We start from the raw sequence: 13,521 nt of genomic DNA, 5'->3' as shown, positions 1-13,521 counted from the left end.
GGGCGGACTACGATCGGGTCGCGCCGGTGGAGGAATGTCGGCCTCGGAGTTTGGCTCGCATGGTTTTCCCTCGCCTCGTCGCTGGTCTGGCGCTTCTCGTCGTTCCCACCCTCGCCTGCGCGGCAGGATCCGCCACCGGCGAGATGCAGGTGGCGGTGGATCATGCCCGCATCCTCAAGATCCCCTCGCCCGCTGCCACCGTCATCATCGGCAATCCCTCGATCGTCGACGTGGCGATCCACGATTCCGAGACACTCGTGCTCACCGGTCGGTCCTACGGCGTGACCAACGTCGTGGTGATCGGAACGGGCGGCGAGGTGGTGTTCGACGACAGCGTCACCGTGACCACTGCCGAGGATCATTCGGTCCGCGTCTACCGACAGGCGTCCCGCTCGACCTATTCGTGCTCGCCGCAATGCGAGCCGAAGGTCACCATCGGCGACAACCAGGATGATTTCGGGCTGGCCGCACGACAGTTCAAAATACGGGAAGAGATGATCAACCCGAAGGACTGAGCTTGCGCCGCGAAAGACCGCGTCGTTCGACGGCCACTTGGAAACGTACGCTCCCACATGCCAGACTCCCGTCCTGATTGCGGGGAGACGACCCTTGTCACGTGCCATCCTCATCGTGCTCGACTCCTTCGGCATCGGCCAGGCGCCCGACGCGAGCGCCTTCGGCGACGAGGGGGCCGACACGTTCGGGCACATCCGCGCGGCCTGCGCTCGGGGCACCGGTGATCGCACAGGCCTGCGCGTGGGGCCGCTGCACCTGCCGAACCTCGAACGCCTCGGGCTTCTGGCCGCGGCGGGCCTGCCCGGCCCGGACGCCGTGGCGGGCGGTCTCACCGGATCGGCCGCCGAGATCTCCCGCGGCAAGGACACGCCGTCCGGCCACTGGGAAATCGCGGGCGTGCCCGTTCTCTTCGACTGGGGCACCTTTCCCCGCACCATCCCGACCTTTCCCGAAGCCCTGATCGAGGCGATCCGCGACGACACCGGCATCCCCGGCATTCTCGGCGATTGCCACGCGTCGGGCACCGACATCATCGCCGAGTTCGGCGAGGCGAGCATCCGGTCGGGCCGGCCGATCGTCTACACCTCGTCCGACAGCGTGCTGCAGATCGCCGCGCACGAGACGCATTTCGGGCTGGAGCGGCTTTACGACCTCTGCAGGGCCGCGCGGCGCCATGTCGATGCCCTCAACATCGGCCGGGTGATCGCGCGGCCCTTCACCGGCGAGGACGCGACGAGCTTTCGGCGCACCGCCAACCGGCGCGACTATTCGGTGCCGCCGCCCGAGGCGACCCTTCTCGACCGTGCGGTCGAGGCCGGCCGGCGCGTCATCGCCATCGGCAAGATCGGCGACATCTTCGCCCATCGCGGCGTCTCGGAAGTCCGCAAGGGCGACGGCAACATGGCGCTGTTCGACGCGATGATGGCGGCGCTGCCCGATGCCAATGCAGGCGATCTCGTCTTCGCCAACTTCGTCGATTTCGACATGCTCTACGGCCATCGGCGCGACGTGCCCGGCTATGCGGCGGCGCTCGAAGCCTTCGACCGCCGCCTCCCCGAACTGATCGCGGCGCTGCGGCCGGGCGATCTCGCCATCGTCACCGCCGACCATGGCTGCGACCCTACCTGGAAGGGCACCGACCACACCCGCGAATGCGTGCCGATCCTCGCTTTCGGGCCCGGCATCGCCGCGCGCGACATCGGCCGCCGCTCGACCTTCGCCGACATCGGCGCGAGCGTCGCCGCGCATCTCGATCTGCCGCCCGGCCGCCACGGCAGGAGCTTCCTGTGACGCTCGCCGAGCGCCTCGCCGCGGCGGCTCGCGAGCGGCAAGTCACCGTCCCGCTCGCCGAGTTGCACGTGCATCTCGAAGGAACGGCGTCGCCGGCCCTCGCGCGCGAACAGGCGCGGCGCCTCGGCGTCGCGATCGACGATCTCGTGGACGGAGATCGCTACCGCTGGCAGGGTTTCGGCGGCTTCCTCGAGGCCTACGACCGGGTCGCCGCGCTGTTTCGCACGCCCGACGACTTTCGCCGGCTCGCGTCGAACTATCTGCGAGACATCGCCGCACGGGGCGCCGTCTACGCCGAGCTCTTCGTCTCGCCCGACCACGCCCGCGCCAGCGGCCTCGACCCCGACGACTATCTGGAAGCGGTCGCCCGCGGCGCGACGGACGCGGAGCGCGAGGCGGGGATCGTCGGCCGGCTCGTCGTCGTCGGCGTGCGGCATCTCGGGCCCGACGCGGCAGAAGCGGCGGCGCGCCTAGCCGCCATGTCGAGGCATCGCGGCGTCACCGGCTTCGGTCTCGCCGGCGACGAGCGGTCCGGCCACCCCGCCGACTTCGCGCGGGCTTTCGCCATCGCCGGCGAAGCGGCCCTCGGGCTCACCGCCCATGCCGGCGAGTTCGCGGGACCGCAAGCGATCTCCGAGACGCTCGACCGGCTGAAGGTGACGCGGCTCGGCCACGGGGTGCGTGCGGTGGAGGATGCCGCGCTCCTCGACCGGCTGCGCCGGGAGCGCATCGTGCTGGAGGTCTACCCGCACTCAAATCTCGCTCTCGGCGTCTACCCGGATGCCGATGCCTACCCGCTCCGGCGGCTGCGCGAGGCGGGCCTGCGCCTCACCGTCTCGTCCGACGATCCGCCCTTCTTCGGAACGAACCTCGCGCGCGAATACGCCTTCGCCGAGAGCCAGAGCTTCGGCCCGGCCGAGCGCCTGGCGTTGACGCGCACCGCGCTGGAAGCGGCCTTCGTCGAGGAGGGCGTTCGCCGGCAACTTCTGGAAACGCTAACTCTCACAGCCATTTCGCTTGGCGCGCCGGGCGCCAGCCTCTAGAGATCGGCGCCGAGATCGAAGCATTCCAGAATTCCCGCGGAGAGTCCCGACATGGACGGCGTCACCGTCATCGACCACCCTCTGGTGCAGCACAAGCTGACGCTGATGCGCCGCAAGGAAACCTCGACCGCCAGCTTTCGGCGCCTCCTGCGCGAGATCTCGACGCTGCTCTGCTACGAGGTGACGCGCGACCTCGATCTCACGACGATGGTGATCGACACGCCGATGGAGCAGATGGAATCCCCCATCCTCGAAGGCAAGAAGATGGTGTTCGCCTCGATCCTGCGCGCCGGCAACGGCCTGCTCGAGGGCATGCTCGATCTCGTGCCGGCCGCGCGCGTCGCCCATATCGGCATGTACCGCGACCACGACACGCTGGAGCCGGTGGAATACTACTTCAAGGCACCCGAGGATCTCGAGAACCGCCTGATCATCGTGGTCGATCCGATGCTCGCCACCGCCAATTCGGCGACGGCGGCGCTGCAGAGGCTAAAGGATCGCGGCGCGCGCAACATCCGCTTTCTCTGCCTGCTCGCCACGCCCGAAGGCATACGACGGTTCCGCGACGCGCACCCGGACATCCCCATCTTCACGGCTTCGATCGATCGCGAATTGAACGAGAAGGGCTACATCATGCCCGGCCTCGGCGATGCCGGAGATCGGATGTACGGCACCAAGTGAGCTTCAGGCTTCGCTAACCCTACGCGCGGCGATCGGAGCGGCGATCCCGCGCGGGAACCCCGGTCTTCAGGGTCGGGTAACCACGAGCGGGTGAGACTGCGACACCGTCTCACGCGCGCGGACCGCTCCGCCGAGGGCCCGCCGCCGCATGTCGAAGCTTCTCAACCTCATCATGATGGCCTCGGTCCTGGCCCTCGCGTTCCCCTCCGTCTACGAGCGCTACCGCACGCAGCTCGTCGCCGGCGAGGACGAACGGCTCGACCCCGCGCCGTCCGTGGTGGAGGCCGCAGCCTCGCCGCCTTTCGCGCCCGCAGGCCGGCGGACGATCCACCTGACGGCCGACGAGGACGGACACTTCCGCGCCGACGCGCGCTTCAACGGTCGCAGCGAGAGCGTTCTCGTCGACACCGGCGCCACATACGTGGCGATCAGCGACGCCACGGCCCGGCGGCTCGGCGTGCGCGTCGGCCCGTCCGACTTCCGCTACACCGCACAGACCGCGAACGGCCCGATGCCCGTCGCCATGGCCCGCATCGACCGGCTGACGCTCGGCGGCGTCGAGGTGCGCGACGTCGAGGCGATGGTGGCCAAGGGCGACGCGCTCGGCACCACGCTTCTCGGCATGAGCTTTCTCAAGAAGCTGAAGCGTTTCGCAGTGGAGAACGGCCGGCTGACGCTCGTGCAGTAGGCGTCAGCCGAAGCGCTCGATCACCGCTTGGCGCATCGGCGCGGCGTTGCCGACCTGCATCGCCGCCCGCACCACCGCGACCGCCGCAGCCGCCGACCCCTCGTCGCGTGCGTGGACCACGGCCAGCGGATCGCCCGCCCGCACCTGCGTGCCGATCGCCGCGATCTCGGTCAGGCCGACCGCCGGGTCCACGGGGTCGCCTGGCCGCGTGCGCCCGCCGCCGAGCCGCACCACGGCGAGCCCGAGATCGCGGGTTTCGATGGCCGCGACGACGCCGTCCGCGAGCGCCGTCGCCGGGCGTGACACGGGCGCGCGTGGCAGATGCGCGTCCATCCGCTCCACGAAATCCGCGGGACCGCCGAGCCCCGCGACCATCCGGGCGAAGCGTTCGAGGGCGCGACCGTCGTCGAGCGCCGCCAGCGCCAGACGCTCGCCCGCGTCGGGATCGGGCGCAAGGCTTGCAAGCACCAACATCTCGCCGGCCAGCGCCAGCGTCACCGCGAGGAGGCGGGGATCGCGTTGCGTGCCGTCGAGGAAGCGGACGGCGTTGCGGATCTCCGCCGCGTTGCCGGCCGCGCTTGCCAGCGGCTCGTCCATGGCGGTGAGAAGCGCGGTGGTTGGCAACCCCGCGCCGACGGCGACCTCGACCAGCGCCCGCATCAGCGCGCGGGCGTCGTCGATCTCGGGCATGAAGGCGCCCGATCCGGTCTTCACGTCGAGCACGAGACCGCCGAGCCCCGCGGCGAGCTTCTTCGACAGGATGGAGGCGACGATCAGCGGCACCGACTCGACCGTCGCCGTGGTGTCGCGCACGGCATAGATCCGCCCGTCCGCCGGGGCGAGGCGCGCGGTCTGCCCGACGATGGCGCAGCCGACCGCGCGCACCACGGCGCGAAGCCGGACGTCGTCGGGCGTCACCCGGTAGCCCGGAATGGCTTCGAGCTTGTCGAGCGTGCCGCCGGTGTGGCCGAGCCCGCGCCCGGATATCATCGGCACCGCCGCGCCGCAGGCCGCCACGATCGGCGCGAGCATGAGCGAGACGTTGTCGCCGACGCCGCCGGTGGAGTGCTTGTCGATCACGGGCCGCCCGATGTCGCGCCAGTCCAGCACCTCGCCGGAATCGCGCATCGCCTCGGTCAGCGCCACCGTCTCGCCGGGCTCCATGCCCCGCAGGAACACGGCCATGGCGAAGGCGGCGATCTGCGCGTCGGCCACCCCGCCCTCGCCAATGCCGGCGACCAAATCGGCGATCGCCTCGCGTCGCAGCCGCTCGCCGTCGCGCTTGGCGCGGATGATCTCCTGCGGCAGAAACCGCATCAGTAGCCCGCCTTCGCCTCGACGCGTCGCTCCCCGGCCGCCACGGCGAGGAGATCGGTCAGGACGCCGGAAGCGCCGAGCCGGAACCTCGACGGATCGGGATAGCCCTCACCGCAGATCTCGGCCGCCATGTCGCGGAACCGCTTGGCATCCTCGAAGCTCTTGATGCCACCCGAGGGCTTGAAGCCGACTGATCCGCCATGCGCCGCGATGGCCTGAAGCAGGATGCGGGCGGCCTCCGGCGTCGCGCTGACAGGGGTCTTGCCGGTGGAGGTCTTGAGGAAGTCGGCCCCGCCGGCCAATGCCGCCTCGCAGGCCGAGAGGATGAGATCGGGATCGGCGAGTTCGCCGGTCTCGAGGATGGTCTTCAGCGTTGCCGCGCCGGCGGCCGACTTCACTGCCCGCACCTGCCCCTCGACGAAGGCGGGATCGGCGGCGACGCGCCGGTAGGCGACGACGAGGTCGATCTCGTCGGCCCCGTCCGCCACCGCCTGCCGCGTCTCGGCGAGGGTCGCCGCCACATCCTCGCCGCCGGCGGGAAAGTTGACGACGGTGGCGAGCCGGATGCCGGGCGGCAGGATGGCCCGCGCCTGTTTAACGAAGCGCGGCCAAATGCAGATCGCCGCGACCGGCCCGGCCGGCGTCGAGGCGCGGGCCACCAACGCGTCGATGTCGGCCGAAGTGCAGCCATCGTCGAGGTTGGTGAGGTCGAGGGAGGCGATCAGGCGCCGGGCGTCGGCGGCGGCATCGGTCATGTGGCGATCTCCGGCAGGGCCGCGGCGAGAATGCGCGCGAGCTTGGCGCCGCCGCGCGGAGCCACGTCCTTGGTTTCGGTGTGGGAGAGCTCGTCGCCCGTCATGCCGGCGCCGTAGTTGGTGACGACCGAGGCCGCGACGACGCGAAGGCCGAGGAAGCGCGCGAGAATCGTCTCGGGCACGGTGGACATGCCCACGGCATCGGCGCCGAGCACCCGCGCCATGCGGATCTCGGCCGGCGTCTCGAACGAGGGGCCGGAGAACCACATGTAGACGCCGCGATGCAGCGTCTCGCCGACATCGGCCGCCGCGGCCGCGAGCGTCTCGCGCAGCGCCGCGTCGTAGGCCGTGGTCATGCCCGTGAAGCGCGCGTCGCTGGGCTCGGAGATCAGTGGGTTGCGGCCGGAAAAGTTGATGTGGTCGTCGATCAGCATCACCTCGCCCGGCGCGATCGCGGCGTTCACCGAGCCGGCGGCGTTGGTCAGCACGAGGATCTCGACGCCGACCGCCTTCAGCGCCTCCAGCATCGGGCGCATGGCCGCGGCGTCGCCGCTCTCGTAGTAGTGGATGCGCCCGGAGAGGATCAGCACTTCGACCCCCGCCAGCCGCCCGGCGACGATCTCGTCGGCATGGCCCGACACGGCCGAGACGGGAAAGCCGGGGATCTCGGCATAGGGGATGCGCAACGGGGCCTCGACGGCATCGACGAGCGCCCCGAGGCCCGAGCCCAGCACGAGGGCGACGCGCGGGCGGCGCTCGCCCAGCCGTTCGATCAGCGCCCTGACAGCACGGCTCAAGAGAGCGAGTCCGTCTGGAAGGATTTCGGCAGGAGATCCCCCATCAGGATGGTTTCGATCACCCCTTCTGCGGCGTCGCAAAGGAAGACGCGGGTGTCCGGCCGCGCGAACTCGGCGATGCGCTGACGGCAGCCACCGCAGGGCGAGCAGCCGCGGAGCCGCTCGGCCACCACGGCGATCTCGGCGATGACGCCGCCGCCGTCCATCACCATGTGAGCGATGGCGGTGGTCTCGGCGCACCAGCCCTCGGGAAAGCTCACCACCTCGACGTTGCAGCCGGCATAGATGCGCCCGTCCTCGGTGCGCAGCGCCGCGCCCACCGGAAACTGCGAATAGGGCGCGTGGCACTTCCTCATCGCCGAGCGCGCCTTGGAGAAGAGATCGTCGGACATGCGATGCGGCCTTTCCGGCTCTTGCGGGAGGGGACAAGCGCAGGGGCTCGCGAGCCCTCAGCGCTCCTTGACGTAGGGCACGCCGCCGGCTTTGGGCGGGGTCGACTTGCCGACGAAGCCCGCGAGCAGGATCACGGTGAGGATATAGGGCAGCGCCTGCACGAACTGGGGTGGGATCTGGCCGATGACAGGCAAGGCCGTCGTCTGCAGCCGGATCGAGGCGGCGTCGAGGAAGCCGAAGAGGAGACAGGCGAGAAGCATCGGTACCGGCTTCCAGTTGGCGAAGATCAGTGCGGCGAGCGCGATGTAGCCGCGCCCCGCCGTCATCTCGCGCGCAAAGCCTGCCGACTGCGCGATGGCGAGATAGGTGCCGGCGAGCCCGGTGAGCACGCCGCAGATCAGCACCGCGCGGTAGCGCAGCCACGCCACCGAGATGCCGGCCGTATCCACCGCCGCCGGGTTTTCGCCCACCGCTCGCAGCCGCAGGCCGAAGCGGGTGCGGAAGAGGATCCACCAGGTCAGCGGCACCGCCAGGAAGGCGACGTAGACGAGGAGGTTCTGCCCCGACACGAGGCCGGAATAGAGGAAGCCGACCACGGGCACGTCGCGAAGCGCCTCGGCGCCGGGCAGGTCGATGTCGAGGAAGCGACCGGCCGCCGTCAAGGTCGGCGTTCCACCACCCATGCCGAACCAGGCCGAACCGAGGATGATCGTCAGGCCCGACGCCACGAAGTTGAGCGCGACGCCCGAAACGATCTGGTTGCCGCGATAGGTGATCGACGCCAGCCCATGCACGAGCGAGAAGACGACGGCCACCGCGACGCCGGCGCCGAGCCCGGCGAAGGCCGAGCCGGTGACGCCGGCCGCGGCCGCCGAGGCGAAGGCGGCCGCCAGCATCTTGCCTTCCAGCCCGATGTCGAAGACGCCGGCGCGCTCCGAATAGAGGCCGGCGAGCGCGGCGAAGATCAGCGGCGTCGAGAGGCGAATGGTGGAATCGAGGAGGTTGAGAAGGCCGAGCGAATCCATCAGCGCGCCTCCGCCGCCGGCACGGGCTTGGTCAGACGCAGCGCCATGAAGCCGTAGGCGCGACCGATGCCCGGTCGCAGCATGTTCTCCAGCGCGCCCGCGAAGAGGATGACGAGGCCCTGGATGATGACGATCATGTCGCGCGAGATGGTGGGCATGTCGAAGGCGAGCTCGGCGCCGCCCTGGTAGAGCACACCGAAGAGCAGCGCCGCCGGCAGGATGCCGAGCGGGTGGCCGCGCCCCATCAGCGCCACGGCGATGCCGACAAAGCCGGCGCCGGCCGGGAAGTTTAGCTGCAGCCGGTACTGGTCGCCCATCACTGAATTCAGCGCCATCAGCCCCGCGAGCCCGCCGGAGATCAACATGATGGTGATCACGAGCCGCGTCTCGCGCATGCCGGCATAGCGCGCCGCCTGCGGGCTAAATCCCAGCGTGCGGATCTCGTAGCCGAGGCGCGTGCGCCAGATCAGCACCCAGACGGCGAGCGCGGCGAGGAGGCAGACGAAGAAGGTGACGTTCAGCGGCGCGCCGCCGAGATCCATGCCCAGCGCCGCGAACAGCGCGTCGAGCTTCGGCAGTTGGCCGCCTTCGGCGAAGGCCCGCGTCTCCGGCTGCATCGAGCCGATCGGGCGCAGCACGTTGACGAGAAGATAGACCATCAACGCCGAGGCGATGAAGTTGAACATGATCGTGGTGATCACGACGTGGCTGCCGCGCTTGGCCTGCAGCACGCCCGGCAGGAAGGCCCAGGCCGCGCCGAAGGCGAAGGAGGCGAGCATCGCCAGCGGCAGGTTCACATACCAGGGCAGGATGCCGCCGAGCGTCATCGCCACCAGCGCGACGCCGAGGCCGCCGACATAGGCCTGCCCCTCACCGCCGATATTGAACAGTCCGCCATGGAAGGCGACCGCGACCGCGAGCCCGGTGAAGACGAAATTCGTCATGTAGAAGAGCGTGAAGCCGAAGCCCTCGCCATAGCCGAAGGCGCCGCGGATCATCAGCCGCGCGGCCTCCACCGGGCTCTCGCCGACCGCCAGCACCACCAGCCCGGCGACGAGAAAGGCCACGGCCACGTTGATCAGCGGAATGACGCCGTGATCGACCCAGCCCGGCAGTTTCGCATAGGGTCGGCTCATGCGGAATCCTCGGATGGCGCCGGATCGGACGGGATGGCCAGAAGGTCGAGGCGCCCGTCCGCATCCAGCGCGAAGAACGGATTGTGCGCGAGTTCCCAAAGGTGGCCGTCCGGATCGGCGAAATAGCCGGAATAGCCGCCCCAGAAGACCTTATGCGGCGGCTTCACGGGCTCGGCGCCCGCCACGACGGCCTGCTTGAAGAGTCGATCGGTCTCGGCCTCGCTCGACAGGTTGATCGCCAGCGCCATCCCGCGAAAGCGCGGCAGCCGCTCGCTGGCGGGCAGACCCGCATCGGCGGCGAGATCGTCGCGGCCGAAGAGCGAAAGGACGATCCCCTCCCCTTGCAGGAAGACGACGCTCTCGTTGCCGGCCGCGGTGCGCCGCCAGCCGATCGCCTCGTAGAAGCTTGCGGCGCGGGCGAGATCGGCGACGCCGAGCGTCACCAGCGTGACCCGGGCGTCGGTCATCGCGCAGCCTCCGCGCGACCCGCGCCCGCCATGAGCAGGCCGAGATCGCCCTCGTCCGCCTCCGCCCCGCGCTCGCCGACGACGCGGCCGGCGAACATCACGAGGATGCGGTCGGACAAAGCGCGGATCTCGTCGAGCTCCACCGAGACGAGAAGGATCGCCTTGCCGGCGTCGCGCATCTCGACGATGCGCTGGTGGATGAACTCGATGGCGCCGACATCGACGCCGCGCGTCGGCTGGCCGATGAGCAGCACCGACGGGTCGCGCTCCATCTCGCGTGCCAGCACGATCTTCTGCTGGTTCCCGCCGGAGAAGTTGGCGGTCTTCAGCTCGCAGGAGGGCGGGCGGATGTCGTAGGCCGCGATCTTCGCCTTCGCGTCGTCGCGCATCGCCGTTACGTCGAGAAAGGGGCCGGCGGCGTAGGCGGGGTCGCGGTGATAGCCGAGAATGGCGTTCTCGCACTCCTGGAACTGCAGCACGAGGCCCATGTGGTGCCGGTCTTCCGGCACGTGCGCGAGACCCTTGGCGCGCAGCGCGGCCGGGTCGAGATCGCGGGTCGGATCGAGCGCCTCGCCGTTCAGGCGGATCGCGCCGCGCTCCGTGCGGCGAATGCCGGCGAGCGCCTCCAGAAGCTCCGACTGCCCGTTGCCGGCCACCCCGGCGATGCCGACGATCTCGCCGGCCCGCACGGTGAAGGACACGTCGTCCACCATCACCACGCCGCGCGCGTCGCGCACCGTGAGGTTCGACACCTCCAACGCCGGTGCGGCCGGGGCCGCCTCGCCCTTGTCGACGCGCAGCAACACCCGGCGCCCGACCATCAGCTCGGCGAGTTCGCCGGCACTGGTCTCGGCCGTGCGCCGGGTCGCGACGATCTCGCCGCGGCGCATCACCGAGACCTCGTCGGTGACGGCCATGATCTCGCGCAGCTTGTGGGTGATGAGGATGACCGTCACGCCCTCGTCGCGCAGATGGCGCAGCACTTCGAAGAGCTGATCAGCCTCGGCCGGGGTCAGCACGCCCGTCGGCTCGTCGAGGATGAGGATGCGCGCGCCGCGATAAAGGGCCTTCAGGATCTCCACCCGCTGCTGCAGGCCCACCGGCAGGCTTTCCACGGTGGCGTCGGGGTCGATCGCGAGGCCATGCGCCTTTTCCAGCCGCATCAGTTCGGCCCGCACCTTGCGGATGCCGGGCGCCAGCAGGCCGGACTGCTCGGCGCCGAGCATGACGTTTTCCACCACGGTGAAGTTCTCCACCAGCATGAAGTGCTGGTGGACCATGCCGATGCCCGCGGCGATGGCGGCGTTCGAGTCGGCGATGACCAGCGGCTTTCCGTCCACCCGGATCTCGCCGGCATCGGCCTGGTAGAAGCCGTAGAGGATCGACATGAGCGTGGACTTGCCGGCGCCGTTCTCGCCGACGATGCCGTGGATCGTGCCCTTCTCGACCTTGAGGTCGATGTCCCGGTTGGCGCGCACCGCCCCGAAGGTCTTGCTGATCCCGACCAGTTCGATCGCAGCCGCCATGCCGATTCCGGTCTCCGTTTCAGGCTCGTTCCCGCCAGCCTATCGGGGCTCCGGCGAGAACGCCAGCGGCCGCAGACGGCCGTCCCCTTCGACGCGGGGCTTGCCCTACCCCCGCCCCTTACGTCATGTCGGGCGGCCCCGTCCTCGACAGATCGAAACCCGATGCCGACGCTTGCCCGCCCCGCGCCCCAGAGGCGCACCGACTACCGCGCCTTCGTCGAGGTCACGACCCGCTGGTCCGACAACGACATGTACGGACACATGAACAACGCCGCCTACTACACGTTCTTCGACACGGCGGTGACGAGCTGGCTGATTTCGGCCGGGCTCGCCGCCGCCCCGAAGGGCTCGATGTTCTTCGTGGCCGAGACGGGCTGCCGCTACCTCTCGGAGATCGGCTATCCCGACCGGGTGGCCGTCGGCCTTCGCATCGCGCGGCTCGGCACCTCGTCGATCGCCTACGAGATCGGCCTCTTCCGCAACGATGCGCAGACCGCGGCGGCCGAGGGCCTGTTCGTCCACGTGCATGTCGACGCCGCGACGCGCCGGCCGGCGCCGCTGCCGGCGGCGGTGCGCCCCATCCTGGAGACGATCCTCGCATGAGCGACGACACGCGCATCACCGAGCTGGAAATCGCGCTCGCCCATCAGAGCCACACGATCGAGGAGATGTCGGGCGAGATGGCCCGGCAGGGCGAGTTGCTCGACCGGCTGCAGAAGACGCTGAAGGCGCTGGCCGAGCGCTTCCTCGAACTGGAAGAATCGGCCGCGCCGCGCGCCGAGATCACCCGGCCGCCGCACTACTGACGCCGGATTACGGCAGGCGGGCGATCCGCTCCGCGAGCAGCGCGAAGAAGCCGTCGGCATCGCCCGAGCGCACGAAGAAGGCGTTCTTCGGCCGGTCGGTGACGCCCCAATAGTCGGCCACAGTCATGCCCCGCGTCAGCGAGCTCGACGTCTCGATCTCGACATTGATCCGCCGGCCCTCGAAGAGCTCGGGCCGGATGAGGAAGGCCGTCACCGTGGGGTCGTGCAGCGGCGCGCCGTCCCAGCCGTATTTCTTCAGGTCGAACGTCTCGGAGAAGGTCAGCATCGCCGTCACCGCCGCGCCGGCCTTGTTGCCGATGCGGCGGAAGGCGTCGATGCGGGCCGGCGTCGCGCGCATGGCGTGGGTCACGTCGAGCGGCAGCACGGTGATGTCGGTGCCGCTCGCAAAGACCACGGCGGCGGCTTCGGGATCGACATAGATGTTGAACTCGGCGGTCGGCGTGATGTTGCCGACCTCGAAATAGGCGCCGCCCATCAGGACGATGCCCTGCAAGCGTTCGGCGATGTCCGGGGCCTTCAGCAGCGCCAGCGCGACGTTGGTCAGCGGCCCGAGCGCGGCGATCGTGACGCTTCTCGCCGGATGGGCGCGCACGGTGTCGATGAGGAAGTCCGCGCCGTGGCCCTCGCGCAGTTTCGTCGTGGGTTGCGGCAGGTTCGGCCCGTCGAGCCCGGTCGTGCCGTGCACGTGCTCGGCCGTCACGAGGCGGCGGGTGAAGGGGCGGTCGGCGCCGGCATGGACGGGGATGTCGGCGCGACCGGCCAGTTCCACGAGGCGCAGCGCATTGTTGGCGGTGTGGTGCAGCGGAATGTTGCCGGCGACGGCGACGAGACCGAGCACCTCGATCTCCTCGGGCGAGCCGAGCGCGGCGAGGATCGCCACGGCATCGTCCTGCCCCGGATCGGTATCGAAGATCACCTTGCGCATCGGCCGGCTCCCGCGTCATGTTTCGAGCGAGCCGATAGCACCGTGTAGAAGCGGGGTCGAGGCGCGGCCGAGATTGCGAGGCGGCCTGCCGACGATCAAAACCCGCCGGCCGAAGCCGACGGGTCGCCTCGATCG

The 13,521-nt window shown here is 70.0% G+C and carries 16 protein-coding genes; 7 read left to right on the top strand and 9 right to left on the bottom strand.

Annotated elements, in window-relative coordinates:
• Positions 1-59 precede the first annotated feature (59 nt).
• The 5 genes from GGR04_RS11210 (at position 60) to GGR04_RS11190 (ending at position 4,218) form a co-directional block, all read left to right on the top strand.
• Positions 60-515: a pilus assembly protein N-terminal domain-containing protein gene (locus GGR04_RS11210; RefSeq protein WP_183199975.1), complete on the top strand. Its 456-nt coding sequence runs from the start codon at positions 60-62 to the stop codon at positions 513-515.
• Positions 516-609: 94 nt separating this feature from the next.
• Positions 610-1,806 carry a phosphopentomutase gene (locus GGR04_RS11205; protein ID WP_183199974.1) on the top strand — a complete coding sequence of 399 codons (1,197 nt, stop codon included), beginning with the start codon at positions 610-612 and terminating at the stop codon, positions 1,804-1,806.
• Positions 1,803-2,849, top strand: coding sequence for an adenosine deaminase (gene add / locus GGR04_RS11200; RefSeq protein WP_183199973.1), 1,047 nt, complete (start codon positions 1,803-1,805; stop codon positions 2,847-2,849). The genes GGR04_RS11205 and add overlap by 4 nt, the downstream gene beginning before the upstream one ends.
• Before the next feature lie 51 nt (positions 2,850-2,900).
• Positions 2,901-3,530: a uracil phosphoribosyltransferase gene (gene upp, locus GGR04_RS11195; RefSeq protein ID WP_183199972.1), complete on the top strand. Its 630-nt coding sequence runs from the start codon at positions 2,901-2,903 to the stop codon at positions 3,528-3,530.
• Between the two features lie 148 nt (positions 3,531-3,678).
• Complete coding sequence (locus tag GGR04_RS11190) at positions 3,679-4,218, top strand: retropepsin-like aspartic protease family protein (RefSeq protein ID WP_183199971.1); 540 nt, start codon at positions 3,679-3,681, stop codon at positions 4,216-4,218.
• Between the two features lie 3 nt (positions 4,219-4,221).
• Here GGR04_RS11190 and deoA read toward each other — a convergent pair whose 3' ends face one another.
• The 8 genes from deoA to GGR04_RS11150 are packed head-to-tail and all read right to left on the bottom strand — an operon-like array spanning position 4,222 to position 11,634.
• Complete coding sequence (gene deoA / locus GGR04_RS11185; RefSeq protein ID WP_183199970.1) at positions 4,222-5,535, bottom strand: thymidine phosphorylase; 1,314 nt, start codon at positions 5,533-5,535, stop codon at positions 4,222-4,224.
• Entirely contained in the window at positions 5,535-6,290 is a 756-nt protein-coding gene (gene deoC, locus GGR04_RS11180) for a deoxyribose-phosphate aldolase (RefSeq protein WP_183199969.1), read from the bottom strand. The genes deoA and deoC overlap by 1 nt, the downstream gene beginning before the upstream one ends.
• On the bottom strand, positions 6,287-7,087 hold the full coding sequence (locus tag GGR04_RS11175) for a purine-nucleoside phosphorylase (protein WP_183199968.1): 801 nt from the start codon (positions 7,085-7,087) through the stop codon (positions 6,287-6,289). Before GGR04_RS11175 ends, deoC begins: the two co-directional genes overlap by 4 nt.
• On the bottom strand, positions 7,084-7,479 hold the full coding sequence (locus tag GGR04_RS11170) for a cytidine deaminase (protein ID WP_183199966.1): 396 nt from the start codon (positions 7,477-7,479) through the stop codon (positions 7,084-7,086). The genes GGR04_RS11175 and GGR04_RS11170 overlap by 4 nt, the downstream gene beginning before the upstream one ends.
• A 57-nt stretch (positions 7,480-7,536) precedes the next feature.
• Positions 7,537-8,505 carry an ABC transporter permease gene (locus GGR04_RS11165; protein ID WP_183199965.1) on the bottom strand — a complete coding sequence of 323 codons (969 nt, stop codon included), beginning with the start codon at positions 8,503-8,505 and terminating at the stop codon, positions 7,537-7,539.
• Positions 8,505-9,641 carry an ABC transporter permease gene (locus tag GGR04_RS11160; RefSeq protein ID WP_183199964.1) on the bottom strand — a complete coding sequence of 379 codons (1,137 nt, stop codon included), beginning with the start codon at positions 9,639-9,641 and terminating at the stop codon, positions 8,505-8,507. Before GGR04_RS11160 ends, GGR04_RS11165 begins: the two co-directional genes overlap by 1 nt.
• Positions 9,638-10,108, bottom strand: a complete 471-nt coding sequence (locus GGR04_RS11155) for a VOC family protein (protein ID WP_183199963.1) — start codon at positions 10,106-10,108, stop codon at positions 9,638-9,640. The genes GGR04_RS11160 and GGR04_RS11155 overlap by 4 nt, the downstream gene beginning before the upstream one ends.
• Entirely contained in the window at positions 10,105-11,634 is a 1,530-nt protein-coding gene (locus GGR04_RS11150) for an ABC transporter ATP-binding protein (protein WP_183199962.1), read from the bottom strand. Before GGR04_RS11150 ends, GGR04_RS11155 begins: the two co-directional genes overlap by 4 nt.
• 162 nt (positions 11,635-11,796) lie before the next feature.
• Here GGR04_RS11150 and GGR04_RS11145 point away from each other — a divergent pair, with 162 nt between their 5' ends.
• Positions 11,797-12,237, top strand: a complete 441-nt coding sequence (locus GGR04_RS11145) for an acyl-CoA thioesterase (protein WP_183199961.1) — start codon at positions 11,797-11,799, stop codon at positions 12,235-12,237.
• Entirely contained in the window at positions 12,234-12,440 is a 207-nt protein-coding gene (locus GGR04_RS11140) for a SlyX family protein (RefSeq protein WP_183199960.1), read from the top strand. Before GGR04_RS11145 ends, GGR04_RS11140 begins: the two co-directional genes overlap by 4 nt.
• 7 nt (positions 12,441-12,447) lie before the next feature.
• Here GGR04_RS11140 and GGR04_RS11135 read toward each other — a convergent pair whose 3' ends face one another.
• Positions 12,448-13,386: a nucleoside hydrolase gene (locus tag GGR04_RS11135; protein WP_183199959.1), complete on the bottom strand. Its 939-nt coding sequence runs from the start codon at positions 13,384-13,386 to the stop codon at positions 12,448-12,450.
• Between the last annotated feature and the right edge of the window lie 135 nt (positions 13,387-13,521).

The sequence above is a fragment of the Aureimonas pseudogalii genome (assembly GCF_014196835.1).
In the GTDB taxonomy this organism is placed as follows: domain Bacteria; phylum Pseudomonadota; class Alphaproteobacteria; order Rhizobiales; family Rhizobiaceae; genus Aureimonas; species Aureimonas pseudogalii.
The sequence above is the reverse complement of the archived record's forward strand: the minus strand, read 5'-3'. Positions and strand labels throughout refer to the sequence as shown.